Annotated in this window: 18 protein-coding genes; all 18 read left to right on the top strand. The window is 41.1% G+C overall.

The features are described 5' to 3' along the window. Nucleotides 1-96: 96 nt before the first annotated feature. On the top strand, nt 97-1545 hold the full coding sequence (locus AC5RDV_RS03420) for a rhomboid family intramembrane serine protease (RefSeq protein ID WP_282748035.1): 1449 nt from the start codon (nt 97-99) through the stop codon (nt 1543-1545). A gap of 814 nt (nt 1546-2359) precedes the next feature. Then, the gene (locus AC5RDV_RS03415; protein WP_282747993.1) at nt 2360-3103 is read left to right on the top strand and encodes a UpxY family transcription antiterminator; all 744 of its coding nucleotides are present in this window, start codon (nt 2360-2362) and stop codon (nt 3101-3103) included. A 78-nt stretch (nt 3104-3181) separates the two neighbouring features. Then, nucleotides 3182-4726 (top strand): ATP-binding protein, encoded by a 1545-nt coding sequence (locus AC5RDV_RS03410; protein WP_282747992.1) that lies wholly within the window; start codon nt 3182-3184, stop codon nt 4724-4726. Nucleotides 4727-5206: 480 nt separating this feature from the next. Further along, nucleotides 5207-6733, top strand: a complete 1527-nt coding sequence (locus AC5RDV_RS03405; RefSeq protein ID WP_282747991.1) for an aldolase catalytic domain-containing protein — start codon at nt 5207-5209, stop codon at nt 6731-6733. Between the two features lie 2 nt (nt 6734-6735). Next, nucleotides 6736-7425 (top strand): acylneuraminate cytidylyltransferase family protein, encoded by a 690-nt coding sequence (locus AC5RDV_RS03400; RefSeq protein ID WP_118147773.1) that lies wholly within the window; start codon nt 6736-6738, stop codon nt 7423-7425. Further along, the gene (locus AC5RDV_RS03395; protein ID WP_282747990.1) at nt 7422-8465 is read left to right on the top strand and encodes a sugar kinase; all 1044 of its coding nucleotides are present in this window, start codon (nt 7422-7424) and stop codon (nt 8463-8465) included. The genes AC5RDV_RS03400 and AC5RDV_RS03395 overlap by 4 nt, the downstream gene beginning before the upstream one ends. Before the next feature lie 332 nt (nt 8466-8797). Next, entirely contained in the window at nt 8798-9736 is a 939-nt protein-coding gene (locus AC5RDV_RS03390) for an acyltransferase family protein (protein WP_282747989.1), read from the top strand. Nucleotides 9737-10146: 410 nt separating this feature from the next. Further along, entirely contained in the window at nt 10147-10755 is a 609-nt protein-coding gene (locus AC5RDV_RS03385; RefSeq protein ID WP_232038499.1) for a glycosyltransferase family 52, read from the top strand. Beyond that, nucleotides 10748-12163, top strand: a complete 1416-nt coding sequence (locus tag AC5RDV_RS03380) for an oligosaccharide flippase family protein (protein WP_282747988.1) — start codon at nt 10748-10750, stop codon at nt 12161-12163. Before AC5RDV_RS03385 ends, AC5RDV_RS03380 begins: the two co-directional genes overlap by 8 nt. A 7-nt stretch (nt 12164-12170) precedes the next feature. Further along, a complete protein-coding gene (locus AC5RDV_RS03375) occupies nt 12171-13454 on the top strand; it encodes a glycosyltransferase (RefSeq protein WP_008628543.1) in 1284 nt (427 codons plus the stop codon). A 9-nt stretch (nt 13455-13463) separates the two neighbouring features. After that, nucleotides 13464-14720 (top strand): O-antigen ligase family protein, encoded by a 1257-nt coding sequence (locus tag AC5RDV_RS03370; RefSeq protein ID WP_130894256.1) that lies wholly within the window; start codon nt 13464-13466, stop codon nt 14718-14720. Next, complete coding sequence (locus AC5RDV_RS03365) at nt 14689-15684, top strand: glycosyltransferase (protein WP_130894257.1); 996 nt, start codon at nt 14689-14691, stop codon at nt 15682-15684. The genes AC5RDV_RS03370 and AC5RDV_RS03365 overlap by 32 nt, the downstream gene beginning before the upstream one ends. Nucleotides 15685-15687: 3 nt before the next feature. Beyond that, complete coding sequence (locus tag AC5RDV_RS03360; protein ID WP_262708104.1) at nt 15688-16578, top strand: DUF6492 family protein; 891 nt, start codon at nt 15688-15690, stop codon at nt 16576-16578. A 355-nt stretch (nt 16579-16933) separates the two neighbouring features. After that, a complete protein-coding gene (locus AC5RDV_RS03355) occupies nt 16934-17266 on the top strand; it encodes a DapH/DapD/GlmU-related protein (RefSeq protein ID WP_008628538.1) in 333 nt (110 codons plus the stop codon). A 12-nt stretch (nt 17267-17278) separates the two neighbouring features. Next, nucleotides 17279-18100, top strand: coding sequence for an alpha-1,2-fucosyltransferase (locus tag AC5RDV_RS03350; protein ID WP_282747987.1), 822 nt, complete (start codon nt 17279-17281; stop codon nt 18098-18100). A 216-nt stretch (nt 18101-18316) separates the two neighbouring features. Continuing rightward, nucleotides 18317-19225, top strand: a complete 909-nt coding sequence (locus tag AC5RDV_RS03345; RefSeq protein ID WP_008628532.1) for a glycosyltransferase — start codon at nt 18317-18319, stop codon at nt 19223-19225. An 11-nt stretch (nt 19226-19236) separates the two neighbouring features. After that, nucleotides 19237-20454 (top strand): glycosyltransferase, encoded by a 1218-nt coding sequence (locus AC5RDV_RS03340; RefSeq protein WP_282747986.1) that lies wholly within the window; start codon nt 19237-19239, stop codon nt 20452-20454. A gap of 35 nt (nt 20455-20489) precedes the next feature. After that, nucleotides 20490-20984, top strand: coding sequence for a glycosyltransferase (locus AC5RDV_RS03335; RefSeq protein WP_282747985.1), 495 nt, complete (start codon nt 20490-20492; stop codon nt 20982-20984). Nucleotides 20985-21071: the final 87 nt, after the last annotated feature.

The following is a 21071-nucleotide window of genomic DNA, read 5'->3' as shown; positions in this document are numbered from 1 at the left end:
AAAGTTTGATTTTTGGTGTTTTGCTGCCATTTTCCATCCTGTGAGGTGTTGCTACACCGTTTTTTAGGATTGGGATATGGCAGCGTTTTTTTGAGGGTGGATTTGCAGATGGACAATCACAAGGCTTTTGATCCTGATATGGGTTCGAGTCAGTCTTCTCGGTTGGTATCAGGCAGTGGCGGGGAAAGAAGCTTCGAAAATATGGATAGGGATGTGTTGGCAGGTGCTGCCGAGCCCGGAAAAGGCTTTTTTCTATCTTTTTTCATTCCTCGTAGGGATTTTTGGGCTATTCCGTTGCTTTTGGGGTGCAACATACTGGTGTTTTTCGTGATGTGTTTGACCGGCGTGGGGGTGTTGGAGCCGGATAATATCAGTTTGTTGCATTGGGGAGCCAATTTTGGCCCGTTGACTTTAACAGGTGATTATTGGCGTGTATGGACTTGCAATTTTGTACATTCCGGCCTTATACATTTGATAATGAATGTATATGCCCTTTTGTTCGTAGGCTTGTTTTTGGAACCTATGTTGGGCTCTCTCAGGGTCGTCATGGTCTATTCTCTTGCAGGGCTTTATTCTTCGGTGGCCGGTTTGTTTTGCCATGCAGACTGGATTAGTGTAGGGGCTTCCGGAGCAATTTTCGGCCTGTATGGTGCTTTGTTTGCCCGTTTGTTGTTTTATAAAGGCCAATCTTCCTGGCGAAAGATTTTGCTCATTGCCATCGGAGGATTTATTTTGTATAATTTGTTGTATGGGATAGGGGATAATAATGTGGATAACGCTGCGCATACAGGAGGGTTGGTCGCAGGATTCTTGTTGGGGGTGGTATATGGAGTGGCAGATAAGGTGCGTGAAAAGGGCAAACGGATGGTTGTGGCTTGTCTGGCAGAGTTCGTCTTGTTGTCTGAGCTTGTCTGTTGGTTTTCCGCCTTGACACACGGAATGCCTCCCGATTACCAAGACGTGCGCGAAGCTTGGCGGAGTGGGCAGTTGGAAGCCTATGTGGAAAACGGAGAAACGGGTATTCATCCTGAAGAGGATGGTATGGGGCAGAATAGGGAGTATACCGTAGTAGAGGGTTGGACCATGACAGATCAGGATGTCTGGATTCCTTTCAGCGATGAAGCGAGTGGTTTCAGTTTCCGTTATCCGTCCAATTGGCATAGAAAGCCGGATGGATGGTCGGATTTCCGCATCGAAAACGGGTTGAACTGGATGACTATAGAGTATTCGGATGCTACGGCTGATACGGATGCCCAAGGGATGAGGGATGCTTTAGAGCTGAGCGTATGTGACGGTGACGGGCATTTGCTTGTGGGGTGTACTTGCGAAACGGTCGTTCTGAACGGGGTTGAATTTGTGAAAGTCAGTAGCCCTCAACGGATTTCCCTCAAGGATGGAAAATGGATTGAGGCGAGGCGTACCACTTACGGATATTATAAGGATAATCCTTTACGGTGCATGACCATCGTGCAGTGGGCCACGAGTGAACCTTTCCGAAAAGAGATGGATGAAATGGCACAAAGTTTTTTCGTACGGGAACCATAAAGGGCATTTGATTTTTCTTTTTTGTGAATGACGGCTGAAGGTTCACCGTAAAGCGTTGTGCCACAGTGTGGAACGCATTTTTTCGGTGAACCCCTTGTGAAGGCTGTTTGAGTGAAGGGTTCACCTTAATCGTTTGATTATTAGATAGAATGAAGGATGTGAACCCTTTTTTAATGAAAACATAATGAAGGGGGTGGGGAAGGAACATCACCTGCAGGACATCCGTAAAAAGTTCTCAGTAGATTGCTCGAACGTTTGCCGTACACCGGAAAGTCGTTTGCCTGACGTTTTCGGACTGTTTTCGCATTTCGATGGGACCAAGACGGCATCGCTGAAGTTTATGAGTTAATTAAAGGTGAATTTTTTGAACGGAATGAAAAAATAATTATCTTTGCCGCAGAATTTCCGGGTTCGTGCGAAGCTTGTCCTGACGGAGTAATTTGTCAGGGATGCTGAAAACGGACGGAAGCCTGCGCCGAACCGCTTATGCGGGGGAAGGGTGGGGACGGAGATTCGCGACATATTAAAGGCGTTTACGTGACGTCTTGTTCTTGACTCTAAGGAATCTGGTAAATTTCAATCACTGTCAGGGATGAGGCAACAGTAGATGTCCTCGGGATGTGTATATATGCGCATCCCTTTTCGATACGGGGCACTGTGTCGTAAAGGGAGAAGTTATATTCATATCGGCGTGGGCTCTGGATGTTGCTCGTTCAACAGTGATGGGCATACCAGAGCCTCTTAGGGTGGGACGAGTAACGACGGTCTCACGCTTTTTTTGTGTCGTCACACAGGACTTCCGTGCCAAGGTGTGATGGATACGTTGATTAATGTAGCCAGTATTCCGGAAGAAAGCGGTAGCCGTCTTCCGAGTGAGGGATTGCCTCCCGTCACAGCCGCCGGTTCGCAAAGATGCGGGACCGGGGTGTCCTTGGAGTATGTCCTGCATCCGACGCACGGTCTTCCGCAAGAATGCCGATGGTATGTTTTGAGAGCTACGTATGGACGTGAACGGGAGGCTGAAGACTTGTTGAAGAAACGGGGCGTTTTGGTGTATGTGCCGAAACGGAAGACATTGAAGATGGTGAAAGGAGAGAAGAAGAAAGTAGAGAAATCCCTCTTGCCCAATCTTGTTTTCGTGTTTACGGACGAGTGCACGGCTCGCCGTTTGGTGTCATTCCCATTGAAATCTGAATCCCGTCGAAAGGACAAGATGCCCGTAAGCCTCCATTTCATGTACGACCATACGTCTTTGAATGAAAACGGGCTGAATGACGTGGTGGTTATACCCCACAAGGAAATGGTCAATTTTATTCGTTTCACCATCGGAGGGAGCGAGTCTATCCGTGCCGTCTCGCCGGCTGATTTCCGGATTAAGAAAGACCAACAAGTCGTGATTACCGAAGGGGATTTCAAGGGCGTAGTGGGGCGAGTGGCCCGTATAGACCGTCAGACGTGTGTCATCGTGGATTTGCAGCCGATATGCTTTCTGGCTTCGGCCTATATACCTAAGGCTTTTTTGAGGGAACTTCCCGTACAGGATAAATCACGTATATAATAAAAGAGGTAGAAATGTTTGGTTTATTCTTCTTTGGCCGTTATCTTTGTGGAAGAATCATTTAAACAGGTTGTGAAGATGAGGTTTCCCATAGGCATACAGAGTTTTGAAAAACTGATAAAGGCCGGTTATCTATATGTGGATAAAACGGAGCTTATCTATAAGATGGTGGATACCGGTAACTATTATTTTCTGAGCCGTCCGCGACGGTTTGGCAAATCATTGTTGGTTTCCACTATCGAGGCCTATTTCAAAGGGAAAAAGGAGTTGTTTAAAGGGTTAGCCATGGAACGGCTAGAGACGGATTGGACGGAATGTCCGGTGTTTCATCTCGACTTGAACACCGGGAAATACGAAAGTGTCCAATCGCTTTTAGATACGTTGAACGAGGCCTTGACGGCATGGGAGCAAGAGTATGGGGCAGTGGAAGCGGAACGCAACGTGGGCTTGCGCTTCAAGGGAGTTGTGCAGCGTGCTTACGAAAAGACAGGTCACAGGGTCGCGATATTGGTGGACGAGTATGACAAGCCGTTGCTTCAGAACATCGGCAACAACGAACTTCAGGAAGAGTTGCGTGGCATTCTCCGTTTGTTTTATTCCGTGCTCAAGACGCAAGACCGCTATATCAAGTTTGGTTTGCTAACCGGAGTGTCAAAGTTCAGTAAACTCAGTGTGTTCAGCGACTTGAACAATCTGGAAGATATTTCGCTCAATCGCAATTGGGCTTCACTTTGCGGTATCACGGAAGAGGAATTGCACAGCGGGTTGAAACCGGCGGTGGAGGAGATGGCGGAAAGTAACGGACTGACTTATGAAGAAACACTGGACCGATTAAAAGAAATGTACGATGGTTATCATTTCGATCGAGATTCCATAGGGGTGTACAATCCGTTCAGCTTGTTGAATGCGTTGAAGAACAAACAATTCAATGACTATTGGTTTGAAACGGGCACTCCCTCTTTCTTGGTGGAGATTCTGAAACGTACGAATTATGAATTGAACCATTTGGCGCACGAGGAACAAACCTCGGATATGTTGAACAGCATAGATTCCGTACATAGGAATCCGGTTCCTCTGCTTTATCAGAGTGGTTATCTGACCATTAAAGGATATGACGAACGTTTCAGAATGTATAAGTTAGGCTTTCCGAACCAGGAAGTGGAAAACGGATTTGTGCGTTACCTGTTGCCATATTACGCCCCGAAAGAAAGGGGTGAATCGGAGTTCTTCATCCAAAAGTTCATCCAAGAGGTAGAGCGCGGCGATGCCGAAGCTTTCATGGAACGTTTGCAGACGATGTTTGCCGATAACAGTTACCAGGTAATGGGCAAGATGGAACTCTACTTTCAGAACTGCATGTATGTCATCTTCAAGATGATGGGCTTTTATACCGAAGTGGAGCGCACCACCCATCGCGGCCGTATTGACATCGTCATCAAAACGACGGATTACATTTATGTGATGGAAATCAAACTCGACGGCAGTGCCGACGAGGCTTTGCGACAGATTCATGAGAAAGGCTATGCCGAGCCTTACCGGAAAGATGGCCGGAAGGTGTTCCTCGTAGGTGTGAACTTTTCGTCTGATACCAAAGGGGTGGAAGAGTGGAAGGTTGAGGAATAAAGAACGGAATAAAATCATATTTGAATAACGAGGGATAAAAGAAACTGCTATATAACTCCAGATAGGTCATGGTATGACATAGTGGTTCTGCTGTATTGGCTTCTTTTGGAGAGGTAGGTGTGTCAAGCATTCCTTGTTGCGTCAGGTATTGTTACTTAGTTTCTGCATTATTCAATGTCTGGGCTAAAAAAGAGTGTGAGCCCACTTAACATTGCCTTTTCTATCCTTTACATTTTTCTTAGATAGTTGTAGAAAACCGTGACTATGAAATGCTTATGCTCCTCAACCATCAGTATGAGTGCTAATAAAAATTAAATGTCAACTGAATTTTAATCTTATTTTAGATGTTCTGACTGAAAAACAGGGGTACACCAAAATCAGACGTTTATTAATTATTTAACATAACTCAGTTTTAGGGCACTAGTTCCTTCCTTTAATTAAAGGGGGATGTCCAAAAGGTGAGTGCTTATAATATTTGAAATGAAATTACTAGATTGTACATTACGTGATGGAGGATATTATACACTTTGGGATTTTCCTTCACAAGTGGTTAGTGCTTATATCGAAGCGATGAACAAACTTCCTATAGACTATTTAGAAGTGGGTTATCGCAATAATCCTTCCAAAGAATATTTGGGTGAATTTGGCTACTCGCCGGTGTCTACGCTACGTCGTTTACGCAAGGATTGTTGCAAAAAGATTGTGGTGATGTTGAATGAGAAGAGTACCCGTTTGGAGGATTTGGATAATCTCCTGAAACCGATTCAGGGCTTGGTAGATATGGTGCGTATTGCCATTGATCCGAAGAACTTTGACCGTGCTTTGGTTTTGGCCAAAGAGGTGAAGAAACAGGGTTTTGAAGTTGGATTTAACACCATGTATATGTCTAAGTGGAACGAGTACGAAGGATTCTTGGACAAGTTGAGGCAACTAGATCAAGTGGTCGATTTGTTTTGTATGGTGGACTCCTTCGGTGGGGTAACTCCTACAGATGTGAGAAGTTTGTTTGAGGTAGTGAAACAGAAAACCACTGTACCCATAGGCTTTCATGGGCATAACAACATGCAACTGGGGCTTATCAATACACTAACAGCTATTGAATGCGGTGCCGATTATGTGGATGCAACCATCCTAGGTATGGGACGTGGTGCTGGAAATCTGAACATGGAACTATTGTTAACTTACCTCAACAAAGGTGGGTTCCCTGTAGATTTCAATGTGCTTGGTGAAGTGATTACTGCATTCCATACATTGTATGAAAACTACCGGTGGGGAACCAACCTACCGTATATGATTTCCGGTGCCAATTCGTTACCACAGAAAGAAGTAATGGAGTGGGTTTCCAATCGTACATATAGTTTCAACAGTATTGTCAGGGCATTGGATAACAAGAAGAACAACCAGAAAGACAATGCCCGTTATCCCTTGTTCAAGGCACACTCTGCAGAACGGGTGTTGATTGTGGGCGGTGGAAATTCATGTTTGGTGCATCAACAAGCTGTGAAGCAGTTTGCCGCACTCATTCCCAGTATGCCACTCATTTTTGTAACATCTCGTTATGCAGCTCTTTACAATGACCTTTCAAACCCAAAGTATTACTGTTTGGTGGGTAACGAAGCTAAACGCTTAAGCCGAAATGTATCAGAAAAAGACTTCAATGGAGTATGCCTGCTAGCTCCCTATCCTCGGCGTATGGGTACAGAAGTACCACCCTATGCCGAACGGTTGACCTATGAACTGGATAATATTACGTTCACACAGTCATATCTTGATTCGTGTACTACATTGGCCTTACAGGCTGCTATTGCCATGGTAGCAAAAGAGGTGAATATCATCGGATATGATGGCTATAAAGGTGAGGTGCTTTCTGAGAAAGAGATGGAGTTAACCAATGAAAATAAGACCCTTTTCGAAGCTTTCAAAGATGCGCAAGGTGTTGAGTTACGTTCACTTACTCCGTCACTATATAAATCACTTAAAGTAGAATCCATTTATCAATTTCTGTAACCATGGGAAATAAAATAGCTTTTTTCCTTCCAACTCGTAAAGGAAGCGAACGAGTTCGCAATAAGAATACGCGTCCTTTTGCTGGAATAGAGGGTGGATTGATAGAAAACAAGATTAGGCAGTTGGTAGCCACGAGACATTTGGATGAAATTATTTTGTCCACCAACGACGAAATCTGTATGACTATAGCCAAAAAGTATTGTAGTGACAAAAGATTACGCATCATTCCTCGTCCGGAAGATTTATGTCTCAGTAGTACGAACCTTCAGGATTTGATTCGTTATGTACCTACTATTACAGAGGTTGAACACATTCTTTGGGGGCATGTGACAACACCACTTGTCGATGCAAATATTTATGATGTTGCCATTGAGAGTTATCTGGCAGGATTGAACAACGGATATGATTCATTGGTAAGTGTAAAGGAATTAAAAAACTTTCTCTTGGATAAGTCTGGAAAATTGGTTAATAATAGTACTAATCTTCCTTGGCCTCGCACACAAGATCTCGAACCACTGTATGAAATAAATCATGCTATGTTTTTAGCTAGGCGGGAGGTATATATAGAACAAGGTAATCGAATAGGAAAGACCCCTTTCTTGTATGTTATGGATGAATTGCATTCCAAAGACATTGATTGGGAAGAAGATTTCCAGATTGCTGAAATCATGTACAAAAGTTTATATCAATGATGAATAAGGTTGTGACATTTGGGGAGATTATGCTTCGTTTGGGAGCACCCGATTATTTGCGCTTGGTGCAATCCCATCAGTTGGATGTAAGTTTTGCTGGGGCTGAAGCCAATGTGGCTGTGTCATTGTCCAACTATGGTATTCCTACAGACTATATCACCTGTCTGCCTCAAAATCCCATGGCAGAAAAATGCTTGCGTGAGTTGCGTTCCTATCAGGTTGGAACTTCTCACGTGCAACGTGGTGGTAAGCGTATGGGGATTCTTTTTTTGGAGACTGGAAGTAATGCACGTCCATCGCAAGTATACTATGACCGTGACTATTCTGCTTTTGCCACAATGAGTCCAAACCAGTTGGACTGGAAGGAAATCTTAGGTGATACCCGGTGGCTTCACTGGACAGGTATTACACCAGCCTTGTCAGAGAATGCAGCGCAAATGTGTCGGCAGGCCATTGCTACAGCTAATGAGATGGGCGTTACAGTGAGCTGCGACATCAACTATCGGGATAATCTATGGAATTATGGCAAAACTGCCACAGAAGTGATGTCTGAACTGGTGGCCAAAAGTGATGTAATTTTAGGTAATGAGGAAGACTGTGAGAAAGTATTTGGAATTAAGCCATTAGGATTTGATGCGGAACAGACCAAAGGACAAGTGGAACAAACTTCATTTGCTTCTGTATGCAAGCAGATGATGGGACGGTTCCCACGTTGCAAGAAAATGGTAGTGACATTACGTGGCTCCATCAATGCTAACCAAAACACGTGGAGTGGTGTTCTTTATGATGGTCGCACTTTTATGCAGTCGCGTAGCTATCTCATTACAGATATTGTGGATCGTGTAGGTGGTGGTGACTCGTTCATGGGCGGCCTTATTTACGGTTTGTTGACTTATCCGGACAATGACCAAAAGGCATTGGAGTTTGCTGTAGCAGCATCCTGTCTCAAACATTCCATCAAAGGGGATTATAATCAGGTTACGGTAAAAGAAGTCGAAAGCTTGATGGCAGGTTCGGTCAGTGGACGGGTAAAGAGATGAGTATGTGAAAAGATGAAGATGCGTTATGATTGATAGCAGGCGTGTAGGGATAAACGTCTGGTTAATTGTGGATTATGAATTAATAGGATTTGAAAGAATATGATGTGAGGTGAATAGTGGGATTATTCAAAATCTTGCTTCCATATATCGAGAAATACTTTGAACGTTTCTGAGGAGGGAATGTACATAATTAATTCTTCTAATAAACCCAAAATAACATGCTTCCCAAATGAATAATTGAGATTGCTGAAATAATATATAAGAAAGTCTAAAAGTTAAAAATGTGGAGAGGAATGTAAAATTTGACTTAATGAAGGGGGGGAATTATTCTTATGGTGATAGGGCATTGTGCATTACCACATGCTTTTTCAAGAGTAATTTTTGCTTTTCATATGCCGCTATTCTTTATTATTAGTGGCTATTTATATAAGGAAAGGCCTATTATGGATATTATAAGGCGGAATACAAAGAAGGTGCTGGTTCCTTATATTGTAACAGGGGGGATAGTATGGTGTATTTTATCAATTACAAAAGAGGATTATGATTGGGGGATATCCATATTGATGGCAAATGGTTCTTTACCTGTATTACATTATAAAGATTATGCTGTGGGGCCGTTGTGGTTTTTGATGTGCTATTTTGTCTCGGCAATCTTCTTCTTTTTTTTGTTACGAATGAAAAGTGAAGTATGGCGTATAGTCATGTTGGGAGGAGGATTTTTGTTAGCAATGGGTTGGAGGCATTATTTTAATCTTTTGCCGTTTGATATTTTAAATGCCATTCCTTCTATCGGATTCATGTATTTAGGCTATAAAATAAATAACCCTAGTGTATGTGAGGTATTATTTAGGAATAAAGTGTCTTTAGTGATTGGATATAGCATAGCTATTCTTTGTTGTTTATGTGGGGAAGTTAGTATGGCTTCTATGATTTATAGGTTTTTGTTTCTGCAGTTCATCGGTGCATTATATTGTTGCTTTATTATTTATAAAATATGTCCGGACACTCAATTGTCATTTGGTGCGAAATGTTTTTCTTTTATAGGAAGGAATAGCCTTGCATTAGTTTGTATCCACAGTGTGGATTACTTAACCGGCATCACAGAGAGTATAATGAGAGGCTCAATGAAAAATGGAGAATTTACATTGATGTTAGAAACTGTTTTAAAAATACTTTTTGTTGTAGCAGGGTATATAGTAATAAGGCAAATTCCATTATTACGGTCTATTTATGGAATTTCTGTTTCATTAAAAAAGGCTTTTAATAAATAAAATATATGGTAAAAAAACATCAAAGGGTCTGTATGCCAAACTCACTGTATTGTTTCATGTTTTACCTCTTCCTTTCTACGGAAGAGCAAATAAAGGATACAGTGTATTTTTTTACGAAAGATATTCCTGAGGAAATACGAAGGCATATGCCGCACCGGTATTTTTTAGATTTGAGGAAATTGTATTTTAGGAATCGTTTTGTTGCGGCTTTATTAGTACCTGCCATACGGAAAATCAAGTATCCGGAACTTTTTCGTTCGGAAATTTTTGGATTGGATTTTAATTGGTGGTTGTTGCGAGGGCTGAAGATGGGGTATGTAGAAGACTGCCCGAACGTGTTGGATATATGGGAAAAGAGCAGTCTTTACGCACGGTATATGTCGTTTGAAAAAGCACCCTCGTTTAAACGTATGATAGCGAGATTTTTTTTCGGGGATTATTATTGTCACCCTGTCGGGACATCACGTCTAGTTACCGCTGTTTATACTTCTTCCCCTTATGACAAGCCTTACCATAAGGGGAAAGAGAAAATAGTCATGCGTCTTGAAGAAGCATGGAACAGTTTTCCAGAATCCAAGAAAGAGCTTATTCTTAGGATTTTTAATATTGATGAAGAATGTATGGACAGATTCAGGAGTTGCAAAGTCATCTTGTTGACGCAGCCTTATGCCGTAGACGGGCACATGACAGAGGAGGAACAGATGAATGTTTATAGAAAAATAGTGTCTCATTATGGCGAGGATAATGTGGTAATCAAGCCTCATCCGCGTGACAAGTGTGATTACAAGTCTTTTTTTCCGCATGTGGAAGTGTTCGACAAAGTGGTTCCCATGCAACTGTTGGTACTTTTAGGTGCTGGGTTTGAACGGGTTGCGACTATTAATTCATCATCGGCCTTGTCATTTGGTTTGGATACGGCTATTGATTGGTGGGCCGAAGAGATGGAACGTGACCTTGTGAAAGATGAAGGCTTCTGTACGTTGCAAGAAGCCCGTCAAGCACTTCAGAAACATGGGTAGAAATAAAATATTAGCCAAAAACATATCATTTGTCCTGATAGGCAATGTGGGCTCCAAGTTAATGGGGTTTATTATGTTGCCGTTGTACACGAGTTGGCTTTCACCCGCAGATTATGGTGTCACCGACATTATGGGTGTTTATGCAGGGCTGTTGCTTAACGTAGTGGCGTGTGATGTGAGTGATGCCATATTTGTGTTTCCTTCAGGAGCGACAGAAGTTGAAATAAAAAAGTACTATTCATCTGGATTCTTTTTTCAGATTTTTTGTAGTTTATTGTGCGCCTTTGCTTTCTTTCTGTTGACGTTTATCGGAGCGAAGAATAGCTTTTTTGAATATATATGGTATGTCTATGGCATTTTAATTTCAAATTTGTTTCAAAAATATGCGCAGGATTTTTGTCGTGGTATCAATAAAATGTCTGTGTTCAGTTTTACCGGGATTGTGCAATCGGCATCAATAGCTCTTTTTTCCATATTACTCATTCCTCATACGGGTGTTTATGGGTTTGCTACTGCGATGATAATCGCTAATACAATAACTGGAATATTTACTTTTTTCTATTCCCGTTCATATCGGTTCTTGTCCGTATTTATGTTTGACTGGACTTGTCTAAAACGAATGTTGAAATATTCCATACCGCTGATTCCAACGGCCATCATGTGGTGGTTGGTGTCCAGTTTAAACCGGCCATTGTTGGAACGGCATGTAGGGATGTTTGCCATTGGTTTGTTTGCTGTGGCAAACAAATTACCTAATGTGCTGAATATGGTTTTTGGATTATTCCAACAAGCATGGAATATAACGGCAATAGAAGAATTTGCAAAAAAAGATTTTTCTCTGTACTACAATAAGATGTTCCGGGTGGTTTTCGGTATGCAGACGTTTCTTTGCATGGTATTGGTCTTGTTTTCAAAGTTGTTTGTCATGCTGTTTACGTCAGCAGAATATATGGAAGCTTGGAAGTATGTTCCATTGTTATGTCTGTCGGTTTTATTTTCAAACACTTCGGCTTTTGTTGGTTCTGTTTTTACGGCAATTCGGAAAAGTAATTATATTTTTATTTCCACTATTTTTGGAGGGGTAGGAGCCATCGTTTTCAATTACTTGCTGATACCTCAATATGGTTTGTTGGGTGCTTGCGTGGCTATTATCCTATCTCACTTATTGTCGATGGTGAGCCGAATATTCTTTTCTGCGGGTTTTGTAGAGTTTAAAGCAAAGGCGGTAATAGTATATAACATACTAATTATCATGTTGCTTTATTTTGTTAGTTTGATGGAAAAAGGGTGGATTTTAGGATTTACCTTTGCCATAGGTTTAGTGGTATTTGTGAGTGTCAATCATGACACATATTCTATATTGATTTTAAAATTGAAAAATACGGTAGGTAGGCATATAAATAAGTAAAAACATTATGAAAAAGAAAATTGCCTTTTATTTGAATAACCCAACATTACCAGAGGGTGATTATTCTTCTATTATAACTGGAAACCCGGGCTTGGGTGGGTCGGAATACGAGTTTTTGTTAGTTCCTTATTTGTTGGAACAAAGAGAAAACGAAATAGATGTATACCTTTTTGTGAATTTTAAGGGAACATTTCCTCATAAGAATGTTTTTTATGCAGGGCAGTTGTACGATGTTTGCGTCAAATGCTGTGACTTGGGGATAAACTTGTTGGTTGTGGATATTAAGTATTTTGATAAAAATGTGTTGGATGGCTTTTCGAAATCCTTGTCCATTCTTGTTTGGGCGCATAATACTGTGAAATATTCCTTGTTGGATTTATTTGTGAAGTTGCCTTACGTTCAAAAGATAGTGAACGTGGGGCGTGAGCAAATGGAATTGTACCGTGACCATTTGGCCACATTAAAGTCTACCTACATATACAATATATTCCCAATAAAAGAACGGGAGTATTATGCGGCTGAGGATAGGGATAACCATAATGTGGTTTACATGGGCAGTATAGTGCGTGCAAAAGGGTTCCATGTTTTAGCCAGTGCATGGAAAAAAGTGTTGAGTGAGATTCCCGATGCCCAATTATATGTAATCGGGAGTGGTAAACTGTACAATCGGGATGCCGGGTTAGGACGATATGGGATTGCGGAAAAAGATTATGAGGATTTGTTTATGTCGTATTTGACAAATGAAAAGGGGGAAGTGTTGCCTTCCGTTCATTTTCTGGGAATCTTGAAAGAAGAAAAATTAGGCGTAATGGGAAAATGTAAGGTTGCAGTACCTAATCCTACAGGAGTGTCGGAATGTTTGCCTATAACAGCTATGGAAATGCAACTTGCTGGTTGTAGTATTACTACGGTTTTGCATCCTGCTTATTTGGATACTGTTTTTAATAAGTCTTATTTATACCGGAATCCTTCCCGATTGGCACAATATATCATAGCTCGTATTAAGTCTCCTTCGGATGATGTTGGGGCATTATATGATTTTATACAATCCCGTTTTGGTGTAGAAAAAAACATCGAACGTTGGGAACAATTGATTTTGCATCCGGATGAAGTTGGTGTAGAGGAAATTAGTGAATATAACTATCATCACAAGAAAATAAAAGAAAAGTTGCTCGTATATAAAATGAGATATCCATTGTTGAGATGTATTCCACCCGTAGAAATTTTTTATGATGGCATTTCTACAGTTAAGTATTATTTGTCCCGAATAGCGGAGAAACTAAAGAGGTAAAATAGGCGTATGGCTATTATTTATGTATTATTCGCTTTTTTCGTCCTATTGACTTTATATGATTTTAAGAAGGGGGTATTATTGTTTATGCCTTTTAAGCTTTTTTTTGGAATGAATGTAAGGTTGTTGCCGAGTATGACGGTTGATTTTGCCTTTTGTTTATTTGCAATATCTCTATTTGGGCTGAGGAGGCACTTGTTTGTGAAAGAGAAATTCCCTTTAAAAAAATGTTTTGTCATTTATTCAGTTTCCTATGTGTTGAATTGCTTGTATCCGGATATGGCATTGAATTATATTCCAAGAATTTTGATTAGCGTGTTATGCTTTTCGTATGTATATTACTGTTGTTTGCAGAACCGGAAAGATATATATTTTGCTGTTTATTCTTATCTGTTTTTTATAGTTCTCTTATGTGGAAATGGGTTATTAGGCCCCTTATTGAGCATAAATCCTTTGGATGATTATATTCAATCTGTATCCAATGAGGAACTTTCGTTCTTTTCAGACAATGATTTGGTGCGTTTTGGTCGTGAACGTTATAGGTCTTTTATTCCACATGCCATAAGTTATGGCGTATTGTGCGTGACGCTATTGTACCTTCTTGTATGGTATTTATTGAAAGTGGCACGCGGTGGAAAGGCTTGGATAATTATGGGGATTTGTTTGTTGTTAAGTGGGGTCGTGATATGTACGTCACGTACTCCGATTTTGGGGCTGTTCCCTTTTGTCATGATATTCCGTGATATGAAAATATCCTTTCGAAAGATAAGGCCTTTTCTCTTAATCCTTGTTTGTTTTCTGTTGCTACAAGGCGATTATGTCTTGTACCTTTTAAAATCCGTATTTGCATCCGATGTGGCTGACGATGCGGGAGGAAGTTCCACGGAAATGCGGATGGTCCAGTTTTCCATCGCATTAAGGTTCTTTTTGCAATCACCCTTGTTTGGCCAAGGGATGGAATTCAATCCCTCATCATTCTATAATGAATTTTATGGGGGAGAATCGGTTTGGTTGCCCTTATTGACTAATCAGGGGTTGGTCGGATTGGCCGGATACCTTTTTTATAACGTATGTTTGTATAAGATGGCTCGGCCATCGCCGGGCAAGAACGTTTTGTATGCCTTATTGTTGTCATGGTTGATTATGCGTTCTGCTACAAGTCTCATTGGGGTTACGGATGCAACGTTTTTATCTGTTTTCTTCATTATTTATAAATGGTATAATATAGAACAACATGCTACTGACAATTATTGTTCCCGTTTATAATGTGCGTGACTATATTTTATGTTGCTTAAAAAGCATTTGGTCTCCGGAAGTTGAGGCACTTTATGAGGTCATATTGGTCAATGATGGTACTTCGGACGATTCTATGGAGGTTGCAAGTGGATTTATTCCTACGATGTCCAACATAACTGTCGTAAACCAAGAAAACAAAGGCTTGAGTTGTGCGCGCAATGCGGGGTTAAACCTTGCCAAAGGCAAATACGTGTGGTTTGTGGATAGTGATGATTGGCTTCTTCCCGAAGCTGTGAGCAGAGTTATTGATGTGGTACGAAGATGTGATGGAGTGGATATGATTGCTACCCGTTTGCTTCATCATGATGAGGCTACCGGAAGGGAGTCTGCTGAGAATTTCCCTTCCATGTCTGCAAGGACCGGACGGGAATATATGTTTGTGGGGAATCTGAAAGGAGCCAGCCAACGCTATATCTTGCGTCGGCAGTTCCTTTTAGACAATAACTTGCGCTTTCTGCCGGGTGTGTATCACGAAGACGGGGATTTTGGAATCCGAATGACTTATCTGGCGCAATCTTGCTATGTTCTGCCGGATCCGGTTTATGTGTATAGGCTTCGAAAAACTGGCAGTATTATGTCTTCAAGAAAGCAAAAAATGAATACCGACTTGGTGACGATTTACCAAGGCTTGCTTGAGTTTGCTGATTTGCATGTTTCGCGTGAGGATTATTGGCCGTTCCGCGCCCAGGCTATTGCTTGTTTGTGGGATACCATCTTGTTCTCCCGGCAACAAATATTTACTCCGGAGTTTAAGGAGTTCTATGCGAAATTTAGCAGGTATATCCATCAAGAAACCGGGATTCTGTTAAGGCACAGTAGGGCTTTGACATTAGCCCAGACCCGGGCCGCGATACATTTCTATTTTTTCCCTCTTGCTTGGACAAAGGCCAAGCGGTTGTTACGTGTATGCTTAGAAAGGTTTAAATGTAAATAGGGTATGGAAAGGAATAAATTTGATTTGATAATCCCGGTCGTTTATAAGGACTATGGGATGCTTGACAGGGTATTGCAGTATGTGGTGAAGTATATTTCCCCGGATAATATATACATCATTACGGATGCGAGGTACCGGAAGTACTTGCCCAAAGAAGCCAGGAGGATGGAAGTGGTTGACGAGAATGTGTTGCTGCCGGGTTTGTCTTTTTTCCGAATAAAGAGCCTGCTCAAACAAAGTGGCAACGTGGATGGCCGTCCGGGGTGGTATTTGCAACAGTTTATTAAGATGGGTTTTGCATTGAGCGATTATTCCCAAAATCAATATTACTTGTCTTGGGACGCTGATACGATTCCTTTGAGGAAGCTAGATTTCTTTGTGGATGGGAAGGTTATGTTCGCTATGAAAAAGGAATTCCATAAACCTTATTTTGACACAATAAAAAGGATTTTGGATATCTCCGAATTTAATGAGAAATCTTATATTGCGGAACACATGATGTTTGACAAGCAAATCATGGCAGATCTGATAGGTAGGATATCTTCGTGTGGCGTTAGGGGAGAGGACTGGATAGAAAAAATTATAAATGCGGTTGAACCCGGTGTTTCCAATGGTTTTTCCGAATTTGAAACTTATGGGAATTTTTGTTTGAATTATTATCCTCAGTCTTATGTGGAGCGGCATTTAAATACCTTTAGAAAAGGTGGGTATATTGCTGGACGTTTCATTTCTAAGCAGAGATTAGAATATATTTCGTTTGATACGGATACTATATCTTTGGAATTGAATGACTATCCGGATGTATGGACGGCTCGTTGCTTTTGTTTCCTGTACCGGAAATACGTCGAAATGCGTTATCGTTGGATAAGCCATATTTTACCCTCTTCTATATAGTTAATAAATATTAATATTCTATAAGAAAGGCATGCGGTTCCGGCTTACTTCCTTTCAAAAGAAGGGGAGGTGGCATGAAAGGGTTGTATGTTTTGAAGGCCTGCATGGGCAGGCTTTTTAATCTATGTAACCGATACAAAAATTATATGAAGTTGAGGGCGTGTGTCATCTGCGTAGGACGACATTGTGTAATACACGGGCATGTGGGGTTAAATATAGATCCCTCGGCAAAGGTTTCTATCGGGGATAATTTTTATATGTCAAGCGGCGGGCATCGGAATCCACTTTGTGGCAATATCGAAGTTTTTTTTATGCAGGGGAGAATGCCTGCATATGCATAGGAAATCATGTAGGTATGAGTAGCACGGTACTCTGGGCTGCCCAAAGTATAACAATTGGCAATTATGTGAAAATAGGAGCAAATGTGAAGGTTATGGATACAGATGCGCATGCTTTGGATTTCAATGTACGTAGGGTTAGAGAGGAAGACGCTAAGCAAAAACGTTGTGCGCCTGTGGTTGTCGAAGATGATGTATTGATAGGGGTTAATAGTATTATCTTAAAAGGTGTGACGATTGGTGCGCGTTCTATAATCGGTGTTGGAAGTGTTGTTACCAAAAGTGTTCCTTCCGATTGTATTGCTTGTGGGAATCCTGCGCGTGTGGTAAAAATACTGAATACGGACTAATTATTTTATACGGTGAAAATACTGGTATTTACAGGAGGTTTAGGTAATCAGATGTTTGCTTATGCCTTTTATCTTTACCTGAAAAGGCTTTTTCCTCAAGAGCAGTTTTATGGCTTGTATGGAAAGAAACTGTCAGAACATTATGGGTTAGAAATTGATAAATGGTTTAAGGTGTCATTACCTCGTCAACCTTGGTGGGTTTTTCCTGTTACGGGGCTATTTTATTTGTATAAACGATGTGTTCCAAATTCTAAATGGTTGGATTTGAATCAGGAAATCTGTAAATATCCCAAGGCTATTGTGTTTTTCCCTTTTAAGTTTACAAAAAAATATATACCGGATGATAATATTTGGTTAGAGTGGAAGGTAGACGAGTCTGGTCTCTCTGAAAAGAACAGGTTGCTTTTATCCGAGATTCGTTCTTCTGATTGTTGTTTTGTTCATGTACGTCGTGGAGATTATTTGTCTCCGACTTTTAAATCTCTTTTTGAGGGATGTTGCACGCTTTCTTATTATCAAAGGGCGTTGAAAAGCATGAAAGAGATATGTCCATCCGTAAGGTTTGTTTGCTTTTCAGATGATATTCAATGGGTAAAGCAGAATTTGGAATTAGGGAACCGTGCTGTTTTTGTGGATTGGAATTCTGGTACAGATTCTCCGCTTGATATGTATTTGATGTCACAATGCCGATATGGTATAATGGCTAACAGTACCTTTAGTTATTGGGGGGCGAGGTTGGGACGGAAGAAAAAGAGAATCTATTATCCCCAGAAATGGTGGAACCATGGCACAGGACTACCTGATATCTTTCCGAATACATGGGTAAAAATATAAAAATGTAATAATCATGAGGATATTGTATTTTATCAACGGTTTAAGCTACAAAGGTGGCATGGCACGTATTGTTGTGGATAAAGCCAATTATTTGTCTGATGTGTTAGGTCACGAAGTTACAATATGTACATACAACGGTAAAGTGGAATCTGCTTTTAAACTTTCTAATAATCTGATAATAAGGACAATAAAATCGGGGGGGAGAATGCAACCATAATGAAGAAGTTGGGTTGTATCGCAAAGGATATTAGAAAAGTAGGTAAGGTAATCCAAGAGGTAAATCCTGATATTGTAATCAATGCGCAGACACAGGTATTGACATGGATAATTCCATTTGTGAAAAGGAGGGTTCCTAAAGTCATGGAGATTCACTTTTCTAAAGTCGGGATGGATTATAATTTGCATGACAAAAGTAAAATATTTAGAACGTTGTATTTTGGGATTGCGCAATTTATATATGCGCGTTATGACAGGTTCGTGGTACTTACCGAGGAAGACAAACATTATTGGAATGTGAAGAATTGTGTGGTGATAGGGAATTTCACCCCCTTGGTTTCTCCTGTGTTGTCTGAGTTGGACAATAAAAAAATAATATGTGTGGCGAGGTATCATGAACAGAAACGGTTGGATTTGTTGGTGGAAGTGTGGCGAAGGATACATTCAAAATACAAAGGTTGGCAAATTGATGTTTACGGTATGGGACCTGATAAGGCTTGGCTGCAGGACAGGATAGACGCTGTGGGGGTGGCAGATTCATTTAAACTGAATGACGCTGTTGACAATGTGATGGAAAAGTATTTGGAAAGTTCTATCTTTTGCTTGACATCGGAACATGAAGGATTTGGCTTGGTCTTAGCGGAAGCCGCGATGATGGGTGTACCTATTTGTGCGTTTGATATAGTTGGGGTGAAATGGCTGCTATCTGATAAGGAGACAGCATTGCTTTGTCCGTTTGGTGATGTCGACGCTTTTGCTCAGAATCTTTCCATGTTGATTGAAAGTCGGTCATTAAGGGTTAAACTGAGGACTGCGGCAAAAAAGAGAATGGAAGATTTTAGGATTGAGGTGATTATGGAAAAATGGAATAGTTTGTTTGAAGGCTGTGTAAATAGACTTCAAATATAAAATGATTTTTTATGAACATCCTTTTTTTAATGAAAGCCTTTGAACTCGGAGGTCAGGAGATGGTAACGACTGTGTTGGCAAAGAGTTTTGTAGAGCATGGCCATCAAGTGACGATTGTTACTTTTAAACCACCTTCGCCTCTCATGAGGCAGCGATTGGACGACCGCATCGCTTTTTATGTCTTAAGTGGCTATCATGTGGGGCATGGAAATGTGGCTACATTACGAGGCATCTTGACAAGCCGTCATATAGAAGTCGTAATCAACCAATGGGGACTTCCATTTTTTCTAGCTTTGATTTTGAAGAAAGCGGCCAAGGGGCTTGGGGTTAAAACGATTGCTGTTTACCACAATGATCCTTCTACTAACGGAAAATTAAAGTCTGTGGAACTCCTTCTGGAAAAAACGGGAAATCCGTTAAGAAAGTTTCTTCTTTGGATGGCGCATGGGGTATTTAAGCAAATAACTTCTGCAAGCATGCGGTATGTGTACCGCAATAGCGACCGTTATGTGGTGTTGTCGGAAAGTTTTGTGGATGGATTCCGAAAATTCACACGTTTGAAAGACACAAAAAAGCTTGCGGTTATTACCAATCCAGTCACTATAGAAACGTCTGGTTATGAACTTGACTTTATTAAGAAGTGTCAGGAGGTCTTGTTCGTAGGCCGGATAGATAATAACCAGAAAAGGGTGTTTCGTGTGGTTGATGTATGGGCGCAAGTGGAACGTGTATGTCCTGATTGGACATTGGTAATTGTAGGAGACGGGCCGGATAGGGAGGGTATGGAAAGGTATGCGAGTTCTTTGGGGTTGAGAAATATTCGGTTTGAAGGGTTTCGTAATCCTCGTTCTTATTATGAGCGGGCTTCCTTATTGCTTTTGACTTCTGAATATGAGGGGTTCGGACTTGTGATTGTGGAAGCTATGAGTTTTGGAGTTGTACCTATTGTCTTGGATAGTTATACGGCTGTCCATGATATTCTTGAAGACGGAAAGGACGGACGGATTGTGCCATATCGTTCTAAAGAGGGTTTCTGTCCTAAGGCAATGGCCGAAATGCTATTAGAATTGATGGAAAACCAGAGAAGCCGGGAACGTATGGCAAAAGCGGCACGGGACAAAAGTTTCTTGTTTTCACGTGGAAGTGTATGCATTCATTGGAATAAAATGTTAAAAGATGTTGTAACGGGGGGGGTAATTTGCCGCCCTTATTCAAACAAAAAGAGATAATCTATGTCGGGCGATTGGATTGTAATCAAAAGCGTGTGCTGCGGATTTTGCAAACTTGGGCTTTGTTGGAACAGCGTTATCCGGATTGGCGATTGACTATAGTGGGTGATGGGCCGGACAGGGTGAATCTGGAGAATCAAGTATTTGAATCGCAGTTGGAAAACGTTTCTTTTGAGGGCTTTCAGAATCCAAGAGGGTATTATGAGCGAGCTTCCATCTTATTGCTGACTTCGGAGTTTGAAGGTTTTCCGTTGGTGCTGCCGGAGTGTATGAGTTTTGGGGTGGTGCCAGCCGTTTACGGGAGCTATTCTGCTGTATATGATATTGTGGAAGACGGTAAAAATGGTTTAATTTTGCCGTATGATAAAAAGGGATATAATGCTGCGCTTATGGCAGAAAAGCTGTCTGTCCTGATGCAGTCGTCTGATGAGCGTCAGCGTATGGCGGAAAATGCAATAGTGACGAGCCGTAAATATTCTTTAGATTCTGTAAATCAATCTTGGGAGAAACTTTTTGATTCTCTTTTTTAATAGCATATTTCTTTTTTTATGATGTCTGATTCTGTTCGTATTTTGAATGCGAACCTCTTGTCCATTACCCGGATTGAACTGCTGCAA

The sequence above is a fragment of the Paraprevotella sp. genome, from assembly GCF_986071375.1.
The sequence above is the reverse complement of the archived record's forward strand: the minus strand, read 5'-3'. Positions and strand labels throughout refer to the sequence as shown.